Source organism: Streptomyces sp. E-08 (assembly GCF_049913095.1).
In the GTDB taxonomy this organism is placed as follows: Bacteria; Actinomycetota; Actinomycetes; order Streptomycetales; family Streptomycetaceae; genus Streptomyces.
Genome location: NZ_CP183971.1, coordinates 6737125 through 6761244, shown reverse-complemented (window position 1 = coordinate 6761244; position 24120 = coordinate 6737125). Strand labels below are relative to the sequence as shown.

The following is a 24120-nucleotide window of genomic DNA, read 5'->3' as shown; positions in this document are numbered from 1 at the left end:
CCAGGTCAAGCGGGTGAACTCGAAGCACTCGGGCCCCCGGGTACGCCCGGGGTACTCCCGGCTCACGCGGACTTCTCGGCGGTGCGCCCGGACGAGGCGGACGCGGGCTTCTTGGGGGCGGGCTTCGTGACGGGCGACTTCTTGGCCGGAGCCTTCTTGGCGGGGGGCTCCTTGACCTCGGGCTTCTTGGCCTCGGGCTTCTTGGCCTCGGGCTTCTTGGCCTCGGGCTTCTTCACCTCAGGCTTCTTCACCTCAGGCTTCTTGGCCGGGGGCTTCTTCACCTCAGGCTTCTTCGCCGGGGGCTTCTTCACCTCAGGCTTCTTCGCCGGGGGCTTCTTCGCCTCAGGCTTCTTCGCCGGGGGCTTCTTCACCTCGGCCTTCCTCGCCTCCGCCTTCTTCAGCGCGGGCGCCTCCGGCTTGCCGTCGATCCGCCACTTCAGCTCGATCTCCAGCTCGATCTCGCCGTCCTCGACCTCGAACTCCACCTCGGCGCGGAGCGTCTCGGGGACCTTCAGGCTCAGCACACCCGGCCCCACCCGGAGCTCGGCGTCCTCACCCGCCCTGAGTGCGGCGGCGAGCGATTCGAGCTGGGCCGCGGCCTCGGCCCGGGACATCGAGCTCTTCTGCTCGAACTTCAGGTCGCTCACGACTGCCTCCCCGTGCCGGGGCCGCCCATGGCGTCACCACGGTCGACGCACAGGGCCCAGATGATGAATCCGGACATCGCGATCATGATGACGGACCACCACGGGTAGTACGGCAGCGACAGGAAGTTGGCGATGATGACGAGCGCGGCGATGCCCACGCCGGTGTACCGCGCCCAGGCCGCCGCCCCGAAGAGCCCGAAGCTGACGAGCAGCGCGACGATGCCGAGGCAGAGATGGATCCATCCCCAGCCGGTGAGGTCGAACTGGAAGACGTAGTTGGGCGTGCTGACGAAGACGTCGTCCTTGGCGATGGCCATGATCCCCCGGAAGATGCCGAGCAGGCCGGCGAGGGCGAGCATGACGGCGGCGAACATCCGCAGGCCTCCGGCCCACGCTTGCTTCGCCGATGACACGTGACCGCTGTTGGTGCTGGTCATCTCGGTCTCTCCTTTCGCTTCCCGGGCCCGTCTCACTGACGGGGCGTGGTGGTGCCGGTGTCGGCGGGCTTGGCCGGGGTGCCGTCGTTGAGAACCATGTCCTTGGCCTTGCGGAACTCCTCCTCGGTGATGTCGCCCCGGTTGCGGAGGTCGGAGAGCCGGGAGAGTTCGTCGGCGTGGCTGGGACGGGCTCCGCCGCCGGCGGTCTCGCGGACGTAGGAGTCGAACGCCTCCTGCTTCTTGACCGCGTGCTCGAGCTCCCGGTGGCCCATCTCCTTGCCCCTGGCGATGACGTAGACCAGCACGCCGAGGAAGGGCAGCAGGATGACGAACGCCAGCCATCCGGCCTTGCCCCAGCCACCCATGCTGTGGTCCCGGAAGATGTCGCCGATGATCCGGAAGAGCAGGATGAACCACAGGATCCACAGGAAGAACCACAGCATGGTCCAGAAGGCGCTCAGCAGCGGGTAGTCGTAGGCGAGGTAGATCGGTGTGTCCATGTCCGTGCTCCGTTCCGGGTCCTTCTCGTGCCGGGATCCACGGCGGTCACTCCGGCAGCCGCCGCAGTTCCACCACGTGCAGTCCGAGCGACTGGAAGCGGGCCAGCAGGCCGTACAGGTGAGCCTCGTCCACCAGCGGGCCGTACAGCAGCGTCTGGCCGGAGATCATCACGTGCTCCAGCTCGGGGAACGATCCGATCAGCGTCTCCGACATGAGTCCGTCGACGCGGATCTCGTACTGCATGGCGTGTCCTCCCGGGGTGACGGTCACCTGGTCGGTCGTGCCGTTGCTTCCGGCCGGTCGTGGCCTTGCCTCGATGCTGCACCTCAGCGGCCCCGCCCGCCTCACCCCGCACGGGTGAGTCAGGATCCCGGCTCCGGCGGGGTGGGGTCCGAGGCGTCCCGGTCGCGGCCCTCGCCGCCGGTCCCGCCGGCGCCGGGCAGGCCGCGCGTCACCAGGAAGCTCGCCAGCGTGATGCCCCCGGTCGCGAGGACGGCCGCCTTGAGCCCGTCCAGCTGGGCCGAGGCGTAAGCGTCGGTGACGGCCTCCACCTCGTGCGGCGGGAGCCCCGCGTCCTGCGCCGCCGCGTGGACCTGGTCGGTCGAGACGAAGTTGATCCCCGCCTCCAGGGCGACGCTCGTCTGCTGCCGGGCCGCGTCCGAGAGCCGCGGGTCCTGTTCGACCTGGGTCGTGAAGGCCTGGGCCAGGGCTCCGATCAGCAGCGAGCCGATGAGGGCCGTGCCCAGTGCGGACCCCAGGTTCTGGGCGGTGAACTGCAGGCCGCCGACCTCGCTGCGCTCCTCGTCCCCCGCGCTCGACTGGACGACGTTGCCGAGCTGGGAGGCGAGCAGCCCGATGCCCAGGCCGAGGAGCGCCATGGCCCAGAAGAACTGGGCGTCGTCGAGCTCGGCGTCGATGGTGGCGACGAGCCAGCCGATGGAGACGAGCAGCACCACCAGGGCCAGGCGCACGACCCGCCGCGGGCCCGCCCTGCGCCCGAGCCTCGCGCCGCCCAGGGAGGCCACGAGCATGGTGACGGAGACCGGTAGGAGCCTCAGTCCGGTCTCGAAGGCGTCCAGCCCCTGCACCACCTGCAGGTACAGCGGGATCGTGAAGAACAGCCCCAGCAGGATGAGGTTCTGGCTCAGCAGGCTCATCAGCCCCGAGGTCAGGTCCGGTCTGCGGAACAGGGCCAGATGGACCAGGGGGTCGTCACCGCGGGCCTCCCGCCGCTCCTCCCACACCCGGAAGAAGTACAGGACCACGACGCCGGCGCCGACCACGAACAGCGTGGGGGCGAAGCCGAAGACCGTGAAGGGCGGGTTCCTCGGCTGCACCCATCCCCAGGTGCTGCTCTGGAGCACGCCGAGCACGCCGAGACCCAGGCCGACCGCCGACAGCACGGCGCCGACGGCGTCCAGGCCGGGACGGCGGCCCGCCGGGGGCTGCTTCGGGATCGCCCCCTGGAAGAGGAGCACGGCCAGCACCACCACGACCTCGCCCGCGAAGACGAGGCGCCAGGTGAGGTACGTCGTCACCCAGCCGCCGAGCAGCGGACCGACCGCGATGCCGGCCCCGGCCAGGCCGCCGATGACGCCGTACGCGACGGAGCGGTCGCGGCCCCGGTAGGACTCGGCGACGAGCGCCGCCATGGACGGGAGCACCAGTGCGGCGCCGAGCCCCTCGATGACCGACCATCCCAGGGCCAGGACCCCCAGGGTGGGCGCGACGGCGGTCAGGGCGGAGCCGACGCCGTAGACCGTCATGCCGATCAGGAAGACGCGGCGCCGGCCCAGGATGTCCCCGAACCTGCCTCCGATGAGCATGAAGGCGGCCATGACCAGGGCGTACAGGGTGATGACGGCCTGGATCGCGGTCACCTCGGTGTCGAAGTCCTCGACCAGCTGGCTGATGGAGACGTTCATGACGGAGGTGTCCAGCACCATGAGGAACTGGGCCGTCCCCAGCACGATCAGAGCGCGCCAATGTCTCACGGTCGCCACCTCGCCTGACCTTGACCGCCGGTGTCACCGGCGGTGGAGGGGGTGGGCACTCCCTCCCCCGCCATCACACCGGAAAGGGTCCCGGGCCGCCTCACCCGCCGCGGGTGACGACCGTCTCGGACCGGTGGCCCGTCGGCGGGCGGTCGGTCACAGCAGGCCCAGTTCGCGGGCGCGGCGGACGGCGTCGTTGCGGCGGTGCACCGACAGCTTCCGGTAGACGCTCTTGAGGTGGGTCTTCACCGTGTTCACCGACACGTACAGGTCGGCGGCGATGTCCTCGGTCGACATCGCACGGGCGAGCCGCTCCAGGACGTCGTGCTCCCGCTCGCTGAGCTCCTCCACCGGTGTTCCCGGCCCGGGGCCGCCCGGGATCGGGTCCTGGGGCGCCTGCGGGTCGGGAAGGAGCCATCCGGCCGCGTGCGCCCGCAGCGACGGTTCCGCCAGGAACGCGTCGATCCAGGGGCCGGTGCTCCGGAAGGGGCGCCTGAGCTCCTCGCGGCGGCCCTCGGCGAGGGCCTTCGCGAGCAGTCTGCGGACGGTGGCGCGGTCTCCGTCCAGCGCCGCCGCCCGGGCCCGTACGAGCGCGGCCGGTACGGTCACCCCCGGTCCCGAGCGCCCGTGGGCCGGGAGCCCGTCGAGCAGGCGGAGCGCGGTGCCGGGGTCTCCGGCGGCGAGGTGGGCCCGCGCCAGGGCGATCGTGCACAGCGGCTGGTCCACGGCGGCCTGCCGGAGGGCTTCGACGGCCGCGTCCGGGCGACCCTCGGCCAGGTGGACGTCCGCGACGACCAGGGCGGCGGTGCCCTGTGCCCAGGGCGATGCGTCGGCGGCCGGGACGGGCCGGACCGCGACGGCCAGCGCGGCGCCCGTCCGCCCGCGGGCCAGCAGCACACTGGCGCGGACGGCGCGGACGGCCGCGGCCGCCACCGGGTCCGGCGACCAGGGAGCGGGCGCCCCGGCGAGGAGGGCCTCGGCACGGTCCACGTCGTCCCGGCCGAGCGCCACCGCGGCCAGGACCACCTGTCCGAGCCCGGAGCCCCGGGGCGGGGTCAGGCCGTACCGCTCGGCCTCGGCGGTCATCGCGAGTACCTTGCGCTCCGCAGCGCCCGGGCGCCCGTCGAGGTGGTCGAGGAGCGCCAGGTGTTCGAACGCCTCCATCCGCGGGAGTGCCGTGGCCGCCGTACGGGGGCCACGGGCCACCGCGGTCAGGACGTCCCGCGCCTCGTCGAGGCGTCCGGCCCAGAGCGCGGACGAGCCCGTGTGGGTCAGCAGCAGGGCGTGGAGTTCCGGGTGTCTCTCGAGAAGCCGGGAGGGCGTCCGGGGCATGAGCCGCCGGGCCGACCGGGTGGCCCGTTCGGCCAGGCGCGCCGAGCCGGCCAGACGCCCGGCCAGTGCCTCCAGGAGGGCGCAGGTCAGCCGGGCCTCCGGGGAGTCACGGCCGCCGGACGCCAGCTGTTCCTCGGCGCGGCGCAGGTGCGCCAGGCCCCGGTCGAGGTCGGACCGGGACAGCTCGCAGGCGGCGCGGACGAGGTTCGTGGCCGGGTCGGGCGTCTCCCCGTCCATCCCGGCGAACCAGTCCTCGGGCTCCGCCGGGCCCAGGCCGGTGAAGAGCCGTCCGATCTCCAGATCCTCGACCAGTGCCCGGGCGAGGTACGTCCAGTCCTGCCCGGCGGCGCCGTGGGCCAGCATCTCGGGCAGCGTCCCGGAGCGCCGCAGCCAGCGCGCGGCGCTCCGGTGCAGCTGGGTCTCCAGGCCGGGGGCGCGCCGGCGCAGATGGGCCAGGAGGATCTCCCGGAACAGCGGATGGAGCCGGTACCAGCCGTGCCCGAAGTCCTCCACGAAGGCGTTCCGGCGGTGGAGTTCCGCGAGGATCGTGGCGGCGTCGCGGCGCTGGGTCAGGGCGTCCGCGAGGCCGGGGCAGAAGCGGTCGAGGACGCTGATGCGCAGCAGCAGGTCCTGGGTCTCGGGGGGCTGCCGTTCCAGCACCTCGGCCAGCAGGAAGTCGGCGATCGTGCCCCGTCCCGCCTCGAACTCCTTCAGGTAGAGCTCGGGGTCGGGGCTCGACCGCGCCGCCAGGGCACTCAGCCGGAGGCCGGCCGCCCATCCCCGGGTGCGCTCCACCAGCGCCCGGGCCACCGGGGCGGCCAGCGACAGTCCGTGCAGCTCCAGGAGGTCGACCGCCTCCTCGATGGTGAAGGCCAGGTCCGCGTCGCGGATCTCGGTCATCTCGCCGGCGAGGCGGTAGCGGTGGAGCGGGAGGAGGGGTTCAGTACGGCTGACGAGGACGAGGCGCAGTCCCGGCCGCGCGTGCCGCAGGACGAACTCAAGCTGCCGCGCGACCTCGGGGTCGGTCATCCGGTCGAACTCGTCGATCACCACGGTCACGGGCCGGTCGTGCCCGGCGAGTTCCCAGGCGAGGCGGCTCAGGAGCGTGTGGTGGACCCGGGTCGCGTCGGCGGGGAGGTCGAGGGCGGTGGGTACCGGTACGCCGTGGGCGTTCAGAGCTTGGAGCAGCTGTGCCCAGAACATCCCGGGGCCCTCGACGGCCGCGTCGAGCGTGAGCCAGGTCACCGGCCGCCCGAGGTGCGCGGCCCAGTCGGCGACCAGGAGGGTCTTGCCGGCTCCGGCGGAGCCGTTGACCACGGTCAGCGGGGTCAGCAGCGCCTGCCCGAGGTGCTCGACCAGCCGGTCGCGGCGCAGGAACGTGCCGGGGCGTCCCGGCAGGGCGAATCGCGTCCGCAGGAACGGGTCTCCGAGCGGGTCCGCGCCGCCGGGGACCGGGGCGCCCCTCGGAACGTCGCGATCCGTGGCCGCCACGTCCATCACCGCCTTCCGGCCGGGTCCGCCGAGGCGGAGCCCTTCCCCCCAGGATGGAAGGCTTCTCCCCGGATCGGCCACCGCACAGGGCCGTGCGGACCCCTCCGGGGTACCCGAAGGTCCCGGGCCGGAGATCCCCTGTCAGGGCTGCGGCGGCCCGAAGAGCTCGACGGCGCGCCGGACCCCCGCGAGGCCCTCGGCGAGCGCGCTCACGGAGCCGACGGAGCCCGCGACGAGCAGCAGGGAGCGGCGCAGCCGCCGCACCTCGGGGTCGCCGCTGAGCGCCATGGCGTCCAGGGCGGCGAGCTCGTCCTCGGCGATGCCACGGTCGGTGAACTCGACCCGGTGCGCGGCCAGTTCCCGCCGGAGCCGGGACACGGCGGACCGCAGTTCGGCCACTCTGGGGTCCACGCCCTCGCCGGTCACTCGCCTCTGCCCCACGCTTCGCAACATGGTTCTCCCCCCGCACAGCACTGTGCGCAGAACTCCGTACGACGAACACTCCGAGCACTCCGAGCCGACCCCCCGGGCGGCGGTCGGGCGCCGTGAGTGGGGGTCAGTTAACTCCTTCGCCACCCCGGCGCGCCACCCCCGGTGGAGGGAATTCAGGCGACCGTGTGATTCCGCCTGATGAGGTATGCAGATCCCATGAGAGCTGCTGAAGATCGAACGTCCGTCGTCGCCGGACTCCTGCTCGCCGCCGGGGGCGGGCGCAGGCTCGGAGGGCGGCCGAAGGCTCTGCTCACTCATCGGGGGCGGCCCCTGGTCGAACATGCCGTGGGGGTGCTGCGCGCGGCCGGCTGCGAGGTGGTGCACGTGGTGCTCGGCGCGTCGGCGGAGCTCGTACGGGAGCGGGCGGAGCTGCCCGGGTGCGTCCTGGTGGACAACCCGGAGTGGGCGGAGGGGATGGGTTCCTCTCTGCGGGCGGGGCTCGGCTCGCTGGCCGCCGATCCGCGCGGGGTGGACGCGGCGCTGGTCCTGCTGGTCGACCAGCCGGGGATCGGGGCGGAGGCCGTGGCCCGGGTCCGGGCGGCGTACGACTCGCGGGACGCACTGGCGGCCGCCTCGTACGACGGGGTGCGCGGCCATCCGGTGCTGTTCGGCGCCGGGCACTGGGCGGGCATCGCGGAGGCGGCGGTGGGCGACCGGGGTGCGCGGGACTACCTGGCGGCGCACCGGGATGCGATCACCCCGGTGGACTGTTCGGATGTGGCCGAGCCCTACGACATCGACACGGAGGCGGATCTTTCCCACCTGGAGTGAAGGGCCTGGCACCGAGCGCCATGTTCTGTCGATCCGGAGAATCTCGACATCAACAAACCATTGAACTTCCACCATGAGGAAACTAGTATCCACTGTTCAGAAGCGCCTGCTCGTTCAGAAGGCGCTCGCGGCCGTATCTCGGCGCCTGCGGCACTGCGTGCCGTCCCGCGACGCCCGGCGGCCGCCTGGCACCGCCCGTGAAGTCCGCTGAAGGAAGTGACAGTTCATGTCCGCACCAGCGCCGTCCCCCCTGGCCGTCGTCGATGCCGAGCCCCTCCCGCGTCAGGAGGAGGTGCTCACCGAGGCCGCCCTGGCCTTCGTCGCCGAACTGCACCGGCGGTTCACCCCGCGTAGGGACGAGCTCCTCGCCCGCCGAGCGGAGCGTCGCGCCGAGATCGCCCGTACGTCCACCCTGGACTTCCTTCCGGAGACCGCCGCGATCCGCGCCGACGACTCCTGGAAGGTCGCGCCGGCCCCGGCGGCCCTGAACGACCGCCGTGTCGAGATCACCGGCCCGACCGACCGCAAGATGACGATCAACGCGCTCAACTCCGGCGCGAAGGTCTGGCTCGCCGACTTCGAGGACGCCTCCGCGCCGACCTGGGAGAACGTCGTCACCGGCCAGGTCAACCTGATCGACGCGTACACCCAGAAGATCGACTTCACGGACCCGAGGTCCGGCAAGTCGTACGCGCTCAAGCCGGCCGACCAGCTCGCCACGGTCGTCATGCGGCCGCGCGGCTGGCACCTGGAGGAGCGTCACCTCACCTTCGACGGACGCCCGGTGCCCGGCGCGCTCGTCGACTTCGGTCTCTACTTCTTCCACAACGCCCAGCGTCTGATCGACCTCGGCAAGGGCCCGTACTTCTACCTCCCGAAGACCGAGTCGCACCTGGAGGCCCGCCTCTGGAACGACATCTTCGTCTTCGCCCAGGACTACGTCGGCATCCCGCAGGGCACCGTCCGCGCCACGGTCCTCATCGAGACCATCACGGCCGCGTACGAGATGGAGGAGATCCTCTACGAGCTCCGCGACCACGCCGCCGGACTGAACGCGGGCCGCTGGGACTACCTCTTCTCCATCGTCAAGAACTTCCGTGACGGCGGAGCCAAGTTCGTCCTGCCGGACCGCAACGCGGTCACGATGACGGCCCCGTTCATGCGCGCGTACACCGAACTCCTCGTGCGCACCTGCCACAAGCGCGGCGCGCACGCGATCGGCGGCATGGCGGCGTTCATCCCGTCCCGCAAGGACGCCGAGGTCAACAAGGTGGCCTTCGAGAAGGTCAAGGCCGACAAGGACCGCGAGGCCGGCGACGGCTTCGACGGCTCCTGGGTCGCCCACCCCGACCTGGTCCCGATCGCGATGGCCTCCTTCGACGCCGTCCTCGGCGACAGGCCCAACCAGAAGGACCGGCTCCGCGAGGACGTCTCGGTGGCCCCTGGCGACCTCATCGCGATCGACTCGCTGGACGCGAAGCCCACGTACGACGGCCTCGTGAGCGCCGTCCAGGTCGGCATCCGCTACATCGAGGCGTGGCTGCGCGGCCTCGGCGCCGTCGCCATCTTCAACCTGATGGAGGACGCGGCCACCGCCGAGATCTCCCGCTCCCAGATCTGGCAGTGGATCAACGCCGGGGTCGTCTTCGAGAACGGCGAGACGGCCACCCCCGAGCTCGCCCGCAAGGTCGCCGCCGAGGAACTCGCTGCGATCCGCGCCGAGATCGGCGAGGAGGCCTTCGCGTCCGGAAAGTGGCAGCAGGCCCACGACCTGCTCCTGCACGTCTCCCTGGACGCGGACTACGCGGACTTCCTGACCCTCCCCGCGTACGAGCAGCTGGTCGGCTGACGCACCCCCGTCGGCCGACCGCACAGCGGCCGCACACCTCCTGAACAGGGCTCCGCCCCCGGTGTCGCACAGCACCGGGGGCGGAGCCCTGTCCGTTCCCGGTCGGGGCACAGGTGACGTGACGGAACCGAGATATGCAGCTACCTAGCGGTAACAAGCCGGGCCGTGCGAGATTCCGCCATGCCACCGGCCGGCGGCTGTCCCCCACGTCACTGCGTCACCGCATACCGCAGGAGCACAGCCATGCCTTCGACCCCCCACCGTGCGCTGCGCGCACTCCTGGCACTGTGTACCGCCGCCGGGCTCGCCTCCGTCGCCGCCCCCGCAGCCCATGCCTCCGCCGGCTCCGGCCCCACCGCCGTCGTCGCCATGGGCGACAGCTACATCTCCGGTGAGGCCGGCCGCTGGCAGGGCAACAGCCTCACCAACTCCGGCAGCCGCAACGGCACCGACCGCGCCTGGACCGGCAGCGCCTACGACCCGTCCCGTGTGTACGGCGCCACCGCCGGCGGCTGCCACCGTTCGGACACCTCCGAGGTGAGGAGCGCCGGCCCGATCGCGACCTCCCTGATCAACCTCGCCTGCTCCGGGGCGACGACGAAGAACCTCTTCCGCGCCTCCCAGGGCGGCCAGGCCTACAAGGGCGAGGCGCCCCAGGCCGACCAACTGGCGGCCGTCGCCGCCGCGAACGACGTCGACCTGATCGCCCTGTCCATCGGCGGCAACGACCTCGGCTTCGCCGACATCATCACCACCTGCGCGACCGACTACATCGTCTGGTACTCCTACTGCCACGACGACCAGCAGGCCGAGGTCGACGCCCGGATCGACGGCGTGATGGCCGACGTCGGCCGGTCCGTCGACGAGATCCGGGCGGTCATGGCCACCGCCGGATACTCCTCCTCCGACTACCGGATCGTCCTCCAGTCGTACCCCTCCCCCATCCCGCGCGCCGCCGAGAACCGGTACGCGGAGAGCGGCTGGTCCCGCACCAACACCGGTGGCTGCCCCTTCTGGAACGCGGACTCCGACTGGGCCCGCGACTCCCTGGTCCCCCAGCTCGCCGCGCGTCTCAAGGGCGTCGCCACGGCCAAGGGCGTGCAGTTCCTGGACCTGCGCGACGCGCTTCAGGGCCGTGAGGTCTGCGCGAAGGCGAGCAAGCAGGTGACGGCGACGGTGCCCGCTTCGGCGACGACGAGCGAGTGGGCGCGCTGGATCGACAGCCAGAGCACGCAGGGTCTCGTCCAGGAGTCGATGCACCCCAACGCCTACGGTCAGCAGGCCCTTGGCCGCTGCCTGGCCCTGATGGCCGCCCGCCCGACGGGGAACCAGAGCTGCCGGAACACGGCGGGTTCGGGGCCTTCGGGGATGTACCTCACGGCCGGCTAGGCCCCGTCGTCACGGGAGCGTGATGCCGAGCGGGTGGAGCACCCGCTCGGTCTCGTGGCGGTCCGCCGCCGCCATCGCGCGGACCAGCGCGGCGGAACCGCCCGGCCAGGCCGCCGCCGCCGCGTCGAACGCGGCGCGGCGGGCCTCCAGGGGCCCCTTCTTGGCGGGCAGCGCGTCGAGGACGCTCAGCGCCCGGGCCGAGGTCCGCACCTGGATCGGGTCCGCCTCCTCGCCCCTGTGCCGCAGCGCCTCCAGGGCGTAGGCGCCGATGACCGGGTCGCGGAGGGCGCCGCGCAGGGCCTCGGGCGGTGCGCCGGCCGTGTCCAGGGCGGCGAAGAGCCCGCGCGTGGCGGCCGCCTCCGAGGTGCCGGCGTGGACGGTTCCGAGGGCGGCGAGCAGCCCGGACCAGGCGTCGGAGGTGTCCGCGCGCGCGTGGAGCCAGTCGGCGAGTACGCGCGCGGCGACGGACGAGGACCAGCCCCCGGCGGCGGCGACCACGTCGGACGCGGTCCACGCGGCGGCCTCGGCGGCGTCGGGCGCGGCGACCCCGCGCACGCCGAGCAGGTAGCGGACGACGCCCGCGCCGCGCGGGGTGAGCCCGAAGGCGTCACCGGCGCGGAAGACGAGACCGGTGGCGGCGAGCCGGTCGAGGACCGCGGCGAGGTCGCGGGCCGGTCCTTCGAGCCGCGCCCGGTCGGCCTCGTCCAGCTCCGCCGTACCCAGCAGGCGTACGAGCTCCGGGACGGGCGGGACGGTGTACGGGCCGGGTGCCGCGTCCGGTACCGCCACGGGCAGGTCCTCCAGGGCCGGGTCGACGGACCAGTCCTCGTACTCGGCGGCCTTGCGGGCGACGGAATCGGCCGAGCAGCCACGCTGGTAGACCGCGTACAGCAGGTGCGGCGCCTCGCCGCCGTAGGGCTCGAACTCCTCCTCCGCGAGTTCCTCGACGGCGGCGATGAGGGTGTCGGCGTCCTCCTCGAGGGGTCCCGCCTCGATCGCGGGCGGCGGGGGTTCGGGGGCCGCGGGGTCCCCGTAGTAGTCGAGGTGCTCGTCGAGGAGGGCGTCGGCGAGGACGAGATGGGGGAAGGCGTCGGGTCCGGGGGCGAAGCGCGCGTACGGGCCGGCCAGCTGTTCGGCGAGCCCGGCGGCGGTCCACCGGTCCTGGAGCGCGGAGGCGAGCTGCCCGATGCCGGTCGCGACGGCGTGGTCGGTGAGCAGCGGCCCGGAGGCCGGGGGCGCCTCGGCGTCCCGTACGTACGCGCGGGTGAGCGCCTCGGCGAGCAGGACGTCGGCGAGGGCCGTCCGTCCCATGAGGTGGGCGCGGCGCACCCCGTCGGGGAGCGGTGCGCCGTCGAGGGCGGCGAGCCTGCGCCGTACGTCCTCGGGGTCGGCGAGGTCGGCACCGCAGGTCCGCAGGAGCGAGGCGTACCAGCGGTGCCAGGTGAGGTTGCCGGGGTCGTTCATGGCGCGTTCGAAGTCGGGCGCGGACTCGGCGAGGACCACGGCGATCCCCTCGCGCCGCCCGCCGTCGAACCGTGCGGCGAGGGCGCCGAGGACAGCCGGATAGGCGGCGAGCTCGCCGGGGGGCGCGTAGACGAAGGTCGGCAGGTCCTCCACGAGGAGCTGCCGCACGAGTCCGGGCGTCGGCTCGGGCACCCCGGTCGCCCGGTCGGCGCCGCGCAGTGCGAGCAGTCCCAGGACCGCTTCGGCGGCCCGCGCGAACGCGGGGTCACGATGCTCGGGCGCTCCGTCGAGGAAGCTGTCGAGCCCGGTGTTGGTGAGAACGGTCCCGGCCACGCTTCCCAGGGTAATTCCGGGAGGCCCGTTCCGGCGGGCAAGGACCACGGGTCAGGAGTGTCGGCGCAGTTCGCGGGCGACGTGGGTCAGGTGCTGGATGTGACCGGCGGCGATCCAGAAGTCGGGGTGGCCGGTGTCCGGCAGGCCCCTGCCGTCCGCGCAGGCCCGGAGCCAGCGGTCGCCCTCGCTGTACTCCGCGCCCCTGAAGTGCGGGGAGGCGACGATCTCGCGGGCGAGCGCGCGGACCGTGAGGTGGTGGTCGGACTCGGCCGGGACCTCGCCGACGAGGAAGGTGCGCTCGCCGGTGTAGCGGAGGGCTCCGCGGAACGGGTCGTCACCCGTGTCGGAGACCCGGTCGGCGCTCGCCGCGTCGTGGGCCCCGTAGTCGCCGTGGACGGGTCGCGGGCCCGGTCCGCCGTCGGTGTGGCGGAGCAGCTCGGGCAGGAGTCTGTCGGCGCGCCCGATCTCGGCCACGGGTGTCCCGTACGCCGGGGGCCGGGTGCGGGGGAAGGCGCCGGCCAGGAGCACGACGGTGCGCCAGGGGTGGAGCGGGCGGAGGAGGTTGAGGGCCCGGAGCGCCGCGCGGTCCGCCCCCCGGTCCTCGTCGACCTCGCCCAGGTCGACGAGGAGGTCGACCCGGCAGCGGGCGGACGCGATCCGTCGCAGAAGGCGGTGGAGTGCCTCCGCCGTCCGCTCGCCGGTGTGCGGGCGCACCCGGATGCCGAGGCCGGTGCCGCGGGCGCGCGCCGCCTCGGCGCAGGCCGTCTGTTGCGCGGGGTCGCGTTCGACGCCGGTGACGGGCCTCAGTGGGGCGGGGAGCGTGCCGAGGCCGGGGAAGCCCGGCTCGCGCTCGATGTGGCAGGTGTCGACCCAGGCGGGCCGGCCTCGCTGGACCCGTGCGATGTCGGCCAGGGCGCGGTGCGCGTGGTCGCGGAGCGCGGCGGGGTCGGGGTCGAGGGGGTGGGGCGGCGGGCAGCCGGGGGTCCGCTCACGGCCGACGCGGGGCGGCACCGTCCAGAGCGGTGCCACGCACGCGCGTACGTCCGGCGCCAGACAGGCGTAAGCACCGAGGGCACTCGTCCGCGCGGGCAGCGCGGGTACGTAGATGGGCTCGGGCGTCGGATCGGGCGTCGGTTCGGGCGTCGGTTCGGACCTCTGCCCGGACTTCGGCTTGGACGTCGGTTCTGACTTCGGCTTGGACGTCGGTTCTGACTTCGGCTTGGACGTCGGTTCTGACTTCGGCTCGGACGTGGATTCGGACTTCGGCTCGGTCATCGGCTCGGTCATCGGCGCCCCCCACGGCCCGTCGCATCCCCTGGTCGCAGGGTGAGGGGCGGTTCTTCCCGGCGAAAGGGTGCGATTCCGGCCAGGTCGTTCCGGGTCGTTTCCAGGCCGTTCCAGGTCGTTCCAGCTCGTGGGGAGTTCAGCGGACGACCACCGTCCTCGGCGCCGAGAAGTCGCCCCAGGTGCCGTCCGGGAGCTGGGCGCGGAGGGTGACGGTGTAGCGGGTGCCCGGGGGGTCCTGGACCGGGAAGGTGTAGGTGGCGCGGCCGGGGGGCGGGGTGGTGCCCCAGATGATGGTGGTGGTGAAGCGGCCGTTGAGGTGGAGTTCGTGGTGGGTGACCGGGGCGCCCGTCCTCGGCGGGGTCCAGGTCAGGGTGATCTCGCCCTTGCCGGCCGTGGCGGTGAGGTCGCGGGGGGCGGTGTTCGGCGGGGCGCCGGGGGACGGGGCGGTGGTGAGGTCGGCCGGGGCGCTGTCCGGGGAGGAGTTCTCGGCGGCGTCGCGGGCCCGGACCGTGAACGCGTAGGCGGTGCCGGGGCGCAGGCCGGTGAGGCGGGCGGTGGTGGCGGTGCCGGGGACGGTGTGGATGCGGACGTCGGCCTGGTAGACGTCGTACGCGGTGACCCGGGTGTCGTCGCGGGCCGGGGACCAGCGGAGGGCGGCGGCCCGGCTGCCGTCGGCGCTGACGCGGAGGGCGGTCGGGGCGGTGGGGGCCGTGCGGTCCTCGGCGACGGCGGGGAGGGTGGTCGCGGTGACGGTGGCGCTGGGGGGTGAGACGTTGCCGGCGGCGTCGCGGGCGCGGACGGTGAAGCGGTGGGGGGTCGCGGGGGTCAGGCCGACGACGTCGGTCATGAGGGTGGTGGCGGGGAGGTCCCTGACCTTCCGGCCCTCACGGTAGACGGCGTAGCCGGTGACGGCGCGGTCGTCGGTGGCCGCGCTCCACATGACGTGGACGGTGCTCGCGCTGCCGGCGGCGGCGGTGACTCCGGTCGGGGCGGTGGGCGCCACGGTGTCCTTCGGCGCGGGGGCGGCGGCGCCTTCGCAGGCGGTGAGAGTGAGCGTCGTCGCGAGTGCGAGTGCGGTCAACAGGCTTGCGGCGAGCAGGCGTTGCACGGGCCGGCCTCCGTCCGTCGAAAAGGTCCAGACCTATATCGCACAGTCGGGGCGGACGCGGCAAGGGGGCGTTGTCAGTGGGGTGCGCTTCACTGGAATCGTCACGCTCCGTAGTCGACTCAGGGGGAAATCATGACGGACCGTACGACCTATGTGGCGCTCGCCGGGATGCGGCGGCGCGGCTGGAGCGACGCGATGGTGCGGGACCTGCTCGGCACGCCCGACGTGCAGGGGCGCGATCCGCGCCGCTGGTCGCTCGCGCCGATGCGGCTCTACCTCCTGGCCCGGGTGGAGACGGTGGAGCGGACACCCGAGTTCACCGAGGCGGCGGCGCTCTGCCGGACCCGCGCCGCTGCCTCCGGCGTGCACGCCGAGCGGCGCCGGGCCGCCGTCCTGGCCGCGATCCGCGCGGAGCCCATCGAGGTGCCCCTGCTGCCCGGGCCCGAGCTGGAGCGGCGGGCCGTGCGGCACCGGCACCTGCTGGGGGCCCGGAGCCCCGGGCCGCGGCGGGAGGACGCACCGCCGGAGAAGGCCGCGGCCGGACCCGCGCCCGTGCCCCCGCCCTCCGGGGCGCTGGTGCGGTGGCAGGTGAGCTATCTGCGGCACGCCCTCGCGCGGTACGAGGCGCTGCTCGACGGTCTGTACGGGGAGACCGGCCGGGGCGAGGCCGAGCGGCTCCTGAGGCGCCGGCTGTACGAGGCGATCGCCGCCGCGTACCCGCCCCTGGCCCGGGAGTGCCGCCGACGGATCGAGGTGGAACGGTGAGGAGCGCGGGGCCGGGGGCCCACCCGGCGAGCGCCCGCGGCCCGTGGGGGCGCCTTCAGTCCGTGGGGCGTCCTCGGCCCGTGGGGCCGGCGGTCTGCCGGATCGCCGGGAGCCGGGTGAGCGCGCGGCAGGCTGCCGGGATGGGGGCGACGACCCGGACCGCGCAGCGGGCCCGGAGTTCCTCGGCGGCCTCGCCGAGCGGGCCGCCGCCGATGACGACCGCGCGGGCCCCGTCCCGTTCGGCGCAGGCGCGGACGGCGCGCTCCAGCCGGTCGAGGAGGAGGACCGGGTCGGCGGAGAGGCGTTCGGGGGTGCCGGCGGTGAGCCGGAGGCCGGTGTACCGGTCGGCGAGACCGAGGGCCGTCACCCGCGCGTGGATGGCGTCGGCGAGGAGCGGGGTGATGGTGGCGATGCCGAAGGGGGTCCCGGCGGCGGCCGCCTCCAGGAGCGCGGCCTCGCCGAGGCCGACCACGGGGACGGGGGCCGCCGCGCGGAGTGCCGCCAGGCCCGGGTCGCCGAAGGCGCCGACCAGGAGGGCGACGCAGTCGCCCTCGTCCATGGCGCGGAGACCCGCGGCGAGGACCTCGGGGGCGGCGGCCCGCAGTGCCTCGGGGTCGGTGAGCATGCGCGGGCCCCGGGCGGCGGTCACGCCCCGGACGGGGAGGGCGGGTCCCAGGGCGCGGCGGGCGATGGCGGCCATCGTCGCGGTCGTGGCGGCGGAGGTGTTGGGATTGATCAGCACCACGGCCCCGGGCCCCGTGCGGTCGGCACGCACCACGGCCCCGGGACCCGCGGCGTGCGCGGGGCCCGGGGCGGGCGGTGGGACGAGGAGCGGACTCAGTGGACGTGCGCCGCCTTCGCCGTGGCGCTGCCGGAGATCTCGTCGCCGGGCTCCATGGGCGCGGTGACCTCGTCGGCGTCGCGGCCCCGGCCCAGGTGGTTGAAGACCACGTTGAGCAGGACGGCGGCGACGCAGCCTGTGGAGATGCCGGAGTCCAGGATGATCTGCGCGGTCTCCGGGAAGGCGTGGTAGAAGTCCGGCTTGGTGATCGGGATGATGCCGACGGCCAGCGAGACCGCCACGATCAGCACGTTGTTGTCCTTCTCCAGCCCGGCCTTGACCAGGGTCTGGATGCCGCTCGCGGCGACCGAGCCGAAGAGGACCACACCGGCACCGCCGAGGACGGGGCGGGGCACGACCGAGATGAGCGAGGCGGCGACCGGCGAGAGGCCCATCAGGACCAGGAAGCCACCGCCGGCGGCGACGACGAAGCGGCTGCGGATCCTGGTCATGGCGACCAGTCCGATGTTCTGCGCGAAGGCGCTGCACATGAAGCCGTTGAAGAGCGGGCTGATCGCGGAGCCGAGGGTGTCGGCGCGGAGTCCCGCCGCGATGGTCTTCTCGTCGGCGGGCCGCTCGACGATCTCGCCGAGCGCCAGCATGTCGGCGGTCGACTCGGTCATGGAGACCAGCATGACCACGCACATGGAGATGATCGCGGCGAGGGCGAACTGCGGGGCGCCGAAGTGGAAGGGGGACGGGAAGCCGACGATGTCGGCCTCCTGCACCGGGCTGAAGTCGGTGACCCCGAACGGTATGGCGATGAGCGTGCCGAGGACGAGGCCGACGAGGACCGCGACCTGCTTGAGGAAGCCGCGGGTGAAGCGGCGGAGCAGCAGGACCACGACGAGCGTGGTGCCGGCGAGCGAGAGGTACGTGGTCGAACCGTAGTCCTTGGCCGCGGGGTTGGGCCCCTGCGCCCAGCCGAACGCGACCGGGAGGAGGGAGACACCTATGAGGGTGATCACGGAGCCGGTGACGACGGGCGGGAAGAACCGCACGAGCCGGGAGAAGAAGGGGGCCGCGGCGAAGCCGAGGAGTCCGGCGACGATGATCGCCCCGAAGATCACGGGGAGGGCGTCGGCCTTGTTCTCGGTGGTGTCGACGATCGCCAGCATCGGCGCGACGCCGGCGAAGGTGACGCCGTTGACGAACGGCAGCTTGGCGCCGATCTTCCAGACTCCGAGGGTCTGCAGGAAGGTGGCGAGGCCGGCGGTGAAGAGGCTGGCGCCGGTGAGGAAGGTGAGCTCGGTACCGGAGAGGCCGACGGCCGCTCCGACGATCAGGGGCGGGGCGACGACGCCCGCGTACATGGCGGCGACGTGCTGGAGGCCGCTGGTGAGCATCTTGAGTGGGGGCAGCGTCTCGTCGACCGGATGCTTCTCTCGGTCTTCGGGAGCGGAGCCTGCTTCTGTTGCATTGCGAACCTGGGGCTTGGCGGCCACGGCGGTTCCTCCGGTCGGTTACACGTCGGCGGTGACGCGGGGTTCATGGAGGTGGTGCGAAGCGGTGCGAAGTGCAGGAGGTGCGGCTCGGTGCGGGGTGAAGAGGGTGCGGCGGGGTGCGTGCGGAGGGGGTGCGACGCGGGGACGGGTGCCCGGTGTGGGGGTGCGGGCACGCTTCACCGTCCCGGGTGGTGCCGTGCGCGTTGCGCGTGCGGCACCACCCGGTCGGGCTGCCGCGGACCCCGCTCGGGTCCGCGGCGACCGACCGAGGGCCGTCCCCCTCGGTCGGACTCCATGGGGAGGGTCAGCCCTGGGCCGTGATCCGGGCCAGGCGCTGGGCCTCCGCGCGCGCGTCGCGCGCGATCTGCTCCTCGTCGGCGAACAGGAGTCGGTTGTTCTCCACGATCTGCTTGCCGTTGACGAAGGAGGCGGTGACCGGGGCCGCCGCGCCGAAGACGATGGCGGAGACCGGGTCGGCGATCGAGGAGTGGCCGAGGCCGTCGATCTTCCAGAGGACGAAGTCGGCGAGCTTGCCGGCCTCGAGGGAGCCGATGTTGTCGGCGCGGCCGAGGACCTGGGCGCCGCCGTAGGTGCCGAGGCGCAGGGCCTGGCGGGCGTTGAGCGCGGCCTCGCGGTGGGCGCCGAGCCGGTTGATGAGGAGCGCGTTGCGCAGCTCGGTGTGGAGCTCGCCGGACTCGTTGGAGGCGGTGCCGTCGACGCCGAGGCCGACGGGGACGCCCGCCTTGAGCATGTCCGGTACGCGGGCGATGCCGGCGGCGAGGCGCGCGTTGGAGGACGGACAGTGGGCCACACCGGTCTTGGTGCGGGCGAAGGCCTCGATGTCGGAGTCGTTCATGTGGACGCAGTGCGCCATCCACACGTCCTCGCCGAGGAAGCCGGTGGACTCGAAGTAGTCCGTCGGGCCCATGCCGAAGAGCTCGTGGCAGAACTTCTCCTCCTCGACGGTTTCGGAGCCGTGGGTGTGCATGCGCACACCGAGACGGCGGCCGAGCGCGGCGCCCTCGCGGAGCAGGTCGGTGGAGATGGAGAAGGGCGAGCAGGGGGCGACGGCGACCTGGGTCATGGCGTCGAAGGAGGCGTCGTGGTACTTCCGGACGGTCTCCTCGGTCGCGGCGAGCGCGCCCTCGGTGGTCTCGACGGCGAAGTCCGGCGGCAGGCCGCCGTCCTTCTCGCTGCGGTCCATGGAGCCGCGGGCCAGGGTGAAGCGGACGCCCATGTCGGAGGCCGCGCCGATGATGGCGCCGGAGAGGTCGCCGGAGCCCTGCGGGTAGACGTAGTGGTGGTCCATGGCGGTGGTGACACCGCCACGGGCCATCATCGCCAGGGAGCCCTGCGCGGCGGCGCGGACCATCGACTCGTCGATGCGCGACCACGTCGGGTAGAGCGCGACCAGCCAGTTGAAGAGGTTGTGGTCGGTGGCCAGACCTCGGGTGATCCACTGGTAGAAGTGGTGGTGGGTGTTGATCAGGCCGGGCGTCACCAGATGACCGGTGGCGTCGATCCGGCGGACCACGTTCTCCAGGCCCTCGGGCGCCTTGCCGGCGCCGATGGACTCGATCCTGTTGCCGGCGACGACGAGGTAGCCGGAGGCGTACTCGGTGTCGTTCGCGTCGACGGTCGCGATCGCCGCGTTCTCGATGACGATGCGCTGGGCTGCCGAAGGTGCTGCCATGGCGGTGCTTCCTTCATTCCTCGGGGATGGTGTGGGCACGGCAGGACCCTAGGAGGATTTGAGTGCCGGAGCCGCGTGACGGCTCCGGGTGCCGAGATGGTGGAAGAACAGATTGAGCAGGACCGCGACGAGCGCGCCCGCGCTGATGCCGGAGCCGAGCACGGTCTGGGCCCAGGCGGGGAACCCGGCGTAGAAGGTGGGCGCGGCGAGCGGGATGATGCCCGCTCCGAGGGCCACGGCCACCAGGATGATGTTGGAGCTGTCGTCGAGTCCGGCCTCGGAGAGGGTGCGGATGCCGCTGACCGCGATCGAGCCGAAGAGGACGATGCCGGCGCCGCCGAGGACGGGCATCGGGACCATGGAGACGACCGCGCCGAGGACGGGGAAGGCGCCGAGGACGAGCAGGGCGCCGCCGGCGACGGCGACCACGTACCGGGAGCGGACCCGGGTGAGCGAGACGACGCCGACGTTCTGTGCGAAGGCGGAGGTCGGGAAGCCGCCGAAGACGGGGCCGAGCAGGGTGGCGATGCCGTCGGTGCGCAGGCCGCGGGTGATGGTCTTCCCGTCGCTGCGGCGCTCGCAGATCTCGCCGAGGGCGAGCATGCCGGCGCTGGACTCGGTCATGAGGACCAGCATCACGATGCACAGGGAGAGGATCGCGGCGGGCTGGAACTCGGGGGCGCCGAAGGCGAAGGGGGCGGGCAGGGCCGCGACGGGCGCCTCGCGCAGGGCGCTGAAGTCCGCCATTCCGAAGGGGATCGCCGCGAGGGTGCCGATGAGCAGGCCGAGCAGCAGGGCGATCTGCTTGACGAAGCCCTTGCCGAAGCGCTGGAAGAGCAGGATGACGACGAGGGTGAAGCCGGCGAGTGCCAGGTACTTCATGGCGCCGAAGTCGGCGGCCGTCTTGTCGCCGCCCTGGGCCCAGCCGACGGGCACGGGCATCAGGGTGACACCGATGAGGGTGATCACGACGCCGGTGACGAGCGGCGGGAAGAAGCGCAGAAGTCTGCCGAAGAAGGGTCCGACGGCGAGGCAGAAGACTCCGGCGACCATCACCGCGCCGTAGATGGCGGGGAGTTGGTGCCCGGGGGCGCTGGTCTCGGCGATGGCGAGCATCGGGGCGATGCCGGCGGACGAGGCGGCGTTGACGAACGGGAGCCGGTTTCCGGCGAAGCGTCCGAGGCCGAGGGTCTGCAGGATGGTCGCGCAGCCGGCGATGAGCAGGCTCGCCGCGATGAGCCGGGTCATGCCGGCGGCGTCCAGCCCGACGGCCTGGCCGATGATGAGCGGAGGGGTGACGACGCCGGCGTACATCGCGGCGATGTGCTGGAGTGCCGCGGGGACGAGCCGCGAGGCGGGGAGCTTCTCGTCCACCGGGTGACACTCGGCCGGAGCCGGGCGGGGGGTGGACGGAGGGGTGGAACACGGGCCTTCGGCGGTTGCCGGCCCCTTTGCAGGCTGTGCCATGAGATTCCCTCCGGTCTGGCGCGGCCCCCGCCCGACTGCGGGCGGGCGGGGGCCGGTCACTCAGATGCCGCTTAGAGGTTGGTCATGTCGACCGGGATCTGCGCCGTGGCTCCGTCACGGAGGACGGTGGCCTCGATGAGGCCGTACATGCGGTCGGCGGCGTAGTAGACCTCGTTGTCGTTCTTCAGGCCGAAGGGCTCGAGGTCCACCAGGAAGTGGTGCTTGTTCGGGAGCGAGAAGCGGACTTCGTCGATCTCCGAGCGGTGGTTGATGATGCGCGTGGCCATCTGGTACAGCGTCTGCTGCAGGGAGTACGAGTACGTCTCCGAGAAGGCCTCGAGCATGTGCTTCCTGGTCTGCTCGTACGAGCGCTCCCAGTTGGGCATGCGCTGGTCGTCGTCGGTCCAGTTGAAGCGCCAGCGGGCGGACACCTGGGTGGCCAGGATGCGGTCGTACGCCTCCTGGAGGGTGGTGTACTTGTCCTTGATGTAGCCCCAGAACTCCGAGTTGGTGGAGTTCATGACGACGAGGTCCTTGAGGCCGGAGATGACCTCCCACTTCTCGCCGTCGTAGCTGATCTGGGTGACGCGGGTCTCCTGGCCCTTGCGGGCGAAGGAGTGGTTCACCTCGTCGGATCCGATGAACTTGGAGTTGGCGTCGGAGGAGGCGATGCGCTCCCACGAGTACTCCTCGATCCGGATGCGCGCCTTCTTGATCGGCTCCTGGCTCGTCACGAAGTGGCGGGCGAGGTGGATGCCGAACTGCTCGGCGGACTCGATGCCGTGCTCCTTGGCGAACGCGAAGATGGTGTTCTTCGTCGTGTCGGTGGGGAGGCAGTGGGCGTTGGAGCCGGTGAGGTGGACGTCGTCGAGGTCGCCGGAGAGGGCGACGGAGACGTTCAGGTCCTTGATGTGGTGGGTGGCGCCGTCCCGCGTGATCTTGACGACGCGGTTCTCTGCTTTGCCGTACTGGTTCTGGCCGAGAATCGTGGGCATGTCTGCTAGCTCCCTCGGTAAACGGAGTAGCCGAACGGGTTGAGCAGCAGCGGTACGTGGTAGTGCTCGCCCGGCTTGACGGCGAACGTGATCGCCACCTCCGGGAAGAACGCACCGCTGTCCCTTACGCGGGGGGCGTCCTGCTGCGCCTCGGCTTGCTTCTTTGCGAAGTACGTCTCGGTCTCGAAGTCGAGACGTACGTGGGTGGTTTCTTCCGGCAGCGCCGGCAGGTCCTTGCAGCGCCCGTCCGCGTCGGTGGCGGAGCCGCCGAGCGTGACCCATTCCGCGTCGGAGCCGCTGCGGGCCGCGAGCGTGATGGCCACGCCCTCGGCCGGGCGGCCGATGCTGGTGTCCAGGATGTGCGTGGACACCGAGGCGGTGGTGTCGGTGCTCATGCGGAGCTCTCTTCCTCGGAGGTCTCTACGAGACGGGTCAGCCGGATGCGGTTGATCTTGCCCAGTTCGGTGCGGACGATCTCCCGCTCCCGTTCGGGCGAGTTGCCGATCCGGTCCCGGACCGCGTCGCGCATCTGCTCGCCGGTCCTGCCGGTGGCGCAGATGAGGAAGACATGACCGAACTTGTCCTGGTAGGCCAGGTTGAGTTCGAGCATCTCGGCCTTGAGCTCCGCGGAGGCGCCGGCCATCCCGCTCTGTTCGCGGGAGGAGGTCGGGTCCCCGGCCTTCGGACGACCGATCGGCGGGTGCCCCGCCATCGCCTCGGCCAGGTCCTCGGTGGTCAGCTCGGCCATGGCGGCGTCACTGGCGAGGAAGAGGGCTTCGGCGGTGGTGTACGGGCGCTGGGCGACAAGCTTGCTCCCCCACGCCGAACTGGAACACACCTCGTGGAGCGCGGCGACGGCCTCGCTGTCCGAGGAGGTGTTGAACCGGGTGAGGCCCGGTGTCGTACCTGAAGTCACGGGAAGCCTCCGTGGCTGTTTTTCGCTGTGCGTCGGACGGGCTGCGGATAGCTAACGCCCTCCGCAACACAACGTCAACACTTTGTTGAAAACTCGGCCACACAAAAGCCGTCGTCCCGACATGCGGACGACGGCTTGTGGCCATACATGATCAACTACTCGCCCTTGGTGGCCTTTTCCCTGTTCAGGGCGGTCTCCCGGTTGAGGTAGTTGTACACGGTGAAACGGCTGACACCGAGCGCGCCCGCCACCGTCTCCACTCCATGACGGACCGAGAAGGCACCGCGTGCCTCCAGGATCCGGACGACTTCCTGCTTCGCCTTGCGGTCCAGTTCGGCCAGCGGCATCCCGTGCCGCCGCTCCATCGCCGCGAGGATGTGGTCCAGGGAGTCCGAGAGCTGCGGCAGCCGCACGGCGAGCACGTCCTCGCCCTCCCAGGCCAGGACCACGTCGTCGCCCTCCGCCTGCGCGGGGACCAGCAGCTCGGCGCCCATGGCGTCCACCAGCGGCTTCACGGCCGCGACCAAGGGGTGCTCGCTCACTTCTCGCCCTCCCCGATGACATTGACCTGGAGCGAGACGCGCGTGGCGCCGGCCGCGAGCGACTTGCGCAGCAGGGAGTCGACGGCGGTGAGCACCGCGTCGGCGCCGCCCTCCGCCGTGTTGCCGAAGGGGCCGACGTCGACCGCGTCCAGTTCGGCGGACTGGATGACCTCACGGGCCACGACCGCGTGCGCCGGCGCCTCGTCGAGGTCGAACGGCTCGGTCGTGAACTCCACTCTCAAACGCTCCATGGCCCCACGCTACGGCCCCACCCCTCCCGACGGGAGCCCCGGACCTGCGGGGACCTCTTGACAAGTACGACACCCTCCTTGCAACATTCCGTCAGACAGAAACTTACTTC

General features: G+C 72.4%; 24 protein-coding genes. 5 read left to right on the top strand and 19 right to left on the bottom strand.

Features of this window, described 5'->3' with window-relative positions; all coding sequences use genetic code 11:
* Positions 1-62 precede the first annotated feature (62 nt).
* The 7 genes from ACN9MM_RS31095 to ACN9MM_RS31065 form a co-directional block, all read right to left on the bottom strand.
* On the bottom strand, positions 63-647 hold the full coding sequence (locus ACN9MM_RS31095) for an amphi-Trp domain-containing protein (RefSeq protein WP_426367030.1): 585 nt from the start codon (positions 645-647) through the stop codon (positions 63-65).
* A complete protein-coding gene (locus ACN9MM_RS31090) occupies positions 644-1084 on the bottom strand; it encodes a DUF7144 family membrane protein (protein ID WP_426367029.1) in 441 nt (146 codons plus the stop codon). The genes ACN9MM_RS31095 and ACN9MM_RS31090 overlap by 4 nt, the downstream gene beginning before the upstream one ends.
* Before the next feature lie 32 nt (positions 1085-1116).
* Positions 1117-1584 (bottom strand): SHOCT domain-containing protein, encoded by a 468-nt coding sequence (locus ACN9MM_RS31085; protein ID WP_426367028.1) that lies wholly within the window; start codon positions 1582-1584, stop codon positions 1117-1119.
* Positions 1585-1630: 46 nt separating this feature from the next.
* Positions 1631-1828, bottom strand: a complete 198-nt coding sequence (locus ACN9MM_RS31080) for a hypothetical protein (RefSeq protein ID WP_382865940.1) — start codon at positions 1826-1828, stop codon at positions 1631-1633.
* A 119-nt stretch (positions 1829-1947) separates the two neighbouring features.
* On the bottom strand, positions 1948-3579 hold the full coding sequence (locus tag ACN9MM_RS31075; protein ID WP_426367027.1) for an MFS transporter: 1632 nt from the start codon (positions 3577-3579) through the stop codon (positions 1948-1950).
* Between the two features lie 156 nt (positions 3580-3735).
* Positions 3736-6408: a LuxR C-terminal-related transcriptional regulator gene (locus tag ACN9MM_RS31070; RefSeq protein ID WP_426367026.1), complete on the bottom strand. Its 2673-nt coding sequence runs from the start codon at positions 6406-6408 to the stop codon at positions 3736-3738.
* 135 nt (positions 6409-6543) lie between these two features.
* The gene (locus ACN9MM_RS31065; protein ID WP_382865611.1) at positions 6544-6855 is read right to left on the bottom strand and encodes a DUF5955 family protein; all 312 of its coding nucleotides are present in this window, start codon (positions 6853-6855) and stop codon (positions 6544-6546) included.
* Positions 6856-7050: 195 nt separating this feature from the next.
* Between ACN9MM_RS31065 and ACN9MM_RS31060 the strand changes: the two genes are divergently transcribed.
* The 3 genes from ACN9MM_RS31060 to ACN9MM_RS31050 all read left to right on the top strand — a co-directional run bounded on the left by ACN9MM_RS31060 (position 7051) and on the right by ACN9MM_RS31050 (position 10903).
* Positions 7051-7665: a nucleotidyltransferase family protein gene (locus ACN9MM_RS31060; protein WP_426367025.1), complete on the top strand. Its 615-nt coding sequence runs from the start codon at positions 7051-7053 to the stop codon at positions 7663-7665.
* 226 nt (positions 7666-7891) lie between these two features.
* Entirely contained in the window at positions 7892-9514 is a 1623-nt protein-coding gene (gene aceB / locus ACN9MM_RS31055) for a malate synthase A (RefSeq protein WP_426367024.1), read from the top strand.
* Positions 9515-9757: 243 nt separating this feature from the next.
* On the top strand, positions 9758-10903 hold the full coding sequence (locus tag ACN9MM_RS31050; protein WP_426367023.1) for a GDSL-type esterase/lipase family protein: 1146 nt from the start codon (positions 9758-9760) through the stop codon (positions 10901-10903).
* A 9-nt stretch (positions 10904-10912) separates the two neighbouring features.
* Here the strand turns inward: ACN9MM_RS31050 and ACN9MM_RS31045 are convergent, their stop codons facing one another.
* Positions 10913-12700 carry a hypothetical protein gene (locus ACN9MM_RS31045; RefSeq protein WP_426367022.1) on the bottom strand — a complete coding sequence of 596 codons (1788 nt, stop codon included), beginning with the start codon at positions 12698-12700 and terminating at the stop codon, positions 10913-10915.
* Positions 12701-12751: 51 nt separating this feature from the next.
* The gene (locus tag ACN9MM_RS31040) at positions 12752-13792 is read right to left on the bottom strand and encodes a beta family protein (RefSeq protein WP_426368866.1); all 1041 of its coding nucleotides are present in this window, start codon (positions 13790-13792) and stop codon (positions 12752-12754) included.
* Between the two features lie 13 nt (positions 13793-13805).
* Here ACN9MM_RS31040 and ACN9MM_RS31035 point away from each other — a divergent pair, with 13 nt between their 5' ends.
* Complete coding sequence (locus ACN9MM_RS31035) at positions 13806-14030, top strand: hypothetical protein (protein WP_426368969.1); 225 nt, start codon at positions 13806-13808, stop codon at positions 14028-14030.
* A gap of 93 nt (positions 14031-14123) precedes the next feature.
* On the opposite strand, the gene ACN9MM_RS31030 is transcribed toward ACN9MM_RS31035, so the two are convergent.
* The gene (locus tag ACN9MM_RS31030; RefSeq protein WP_426367021.1) at positions 14124-15095 is read right to left on the bottom strand and encodes a fibronectin type III domain-containing protein; all 972 of its coding nucleotides are present in this window, start codon (positions 15093-15095) and stop codon (positions 14124-14126) included.
* A 132-nt stretch (positions 15096-15227) separates the two neighbouring features.
* On the opposite strand from ACN9MM_RS31030, the gene ACN9MM_RS31025 reads away from it, so the two are divergent.
* Entirely contained in the window at positions 15228-15860 is a 633-nt protein-coding gene (locus ACN9MM_RS31025; RefSeq protein WP_426367020.1) for a hypothetical protein, read from the top strand.
* Between the two features lie 55 nt (positions 15861-15915).
* Here ACN9MM_RS31025 and ACN9MM_RS31020 read toward each other — a convergent pair whose 3' ends face one another.
* The 9 genes from ACN9MM_RS31020 to ACN9MM_RS30980 all read right to left on the bottom strand — a co-directional run bounded on the left by ACN9MM_RS31020 (position 15916) and on the right by ACN9MM_RS30980 (position 24010).
* On the bottom strand, positions 15916-16605 hold the full coding sequence (locus ACN9MM_RS31020; protein WP_426367019.1) for an aspartate/glutamate racemase family protein: 690 nt from the start codon (positions 16603-16605) through the stop codon (positions 15916-15918).
* Between the two features lie 92 nt (positions 16606-16697).
* Positions 16698-18146, bottom strand: coding sequence for a nucleobase:cation symporter-2 family protein (locus tag ACN9MM_RS31015; RefSeq protein ID WP_426367018.1), 1449 nt, complete (start codon positions 18144-18146; stop codon positions 16698-16700).
* 304 nt (positions 18147-18450) lie between these two features.
* Entirely contained in the window at positions 18451-19839 is a 1389-nt protein-coding gene (locus ACN9MM_RS31010; RefSeq protein WP_426367017.1) for an 8-oxoguanine deaminase, read from the bottom strand.
* Positions 19840-19887: 48 nt separating this feature from the next.
* Positions 19888-21306: a nucleobase:cation symporter-2 family protein gene (locus tag ACN9MM_RS31005; protein WP_382865644.1), complete on the bottom strand. Its 1419-nt coding sequence runs from the start codon at positions 21304-21306 to the stop codon at positions 19888-19890.
* A 71-nt stretch (positions 21307-21377) separates the two neighbouring features.
* Complete coding sequence (pucL, locus tag ACN9MM_RS31000; RefSeq protein WP_426367016.1) at positions 21378-22301, bottom strand: factor-independent urate hydroxylase; 924 nt, start codon at positions 22299-22301, stop codon at positions 21378-21380.
* Between the two features lie 5 nt (positions 22302-22306).
* Positions 22307-22696, bottom strand: a complete 390-nt coding sequence (uraH, locus tag ACN9MM_RS30995) for a hydroxyisourate hydrolase (protein ID WP_116158141.1) — start codon at positions 22694-22696, stop codon at positions 22307-22309.
* Positions 22693-23217: a 2-oxo-4-hydroxy-4-carboxy-5-ureidoimidazoline decarboxylase gene (gene uraD / locus ACN9MM_RS30990; RefSeq protein ID WP_426367015.1), complete on the bottom strand. Its 525-nt coding sequence runs from the start codon at positions 23215-23217 to the stop codon at positions 22693-22695. Before uraD ends, uraH begins: the two co-directional genes overlap by 4 nt.
* A gap of 155 nt (positions 23218-23372) precedes the next feature.
* Entirely contained in the window at positions 23373-23711 is a 339-nt protein-coding gene (locus ACN9MM_RS30985; RefSeq protein WP_382865943.1) for a helix-turn-helix domain-containing protein, read from the bottom strand.
* Positions 23712-23755: 44 nt separating this feature from the next.
* Positions 23756-24010 carry a hypothetical protein gene (locus ACN9MM_RS30980; protein WP_382865653.1) on the bottom strand — a complete coding sequence of 85 codons (255 nt, stop codon included), beginning with the start codon at positions 24008-24010 and terminating at the stop codon, positions 23756-23758.
* Positions 24011-24120: the final 110 nt, after the last annotated feature.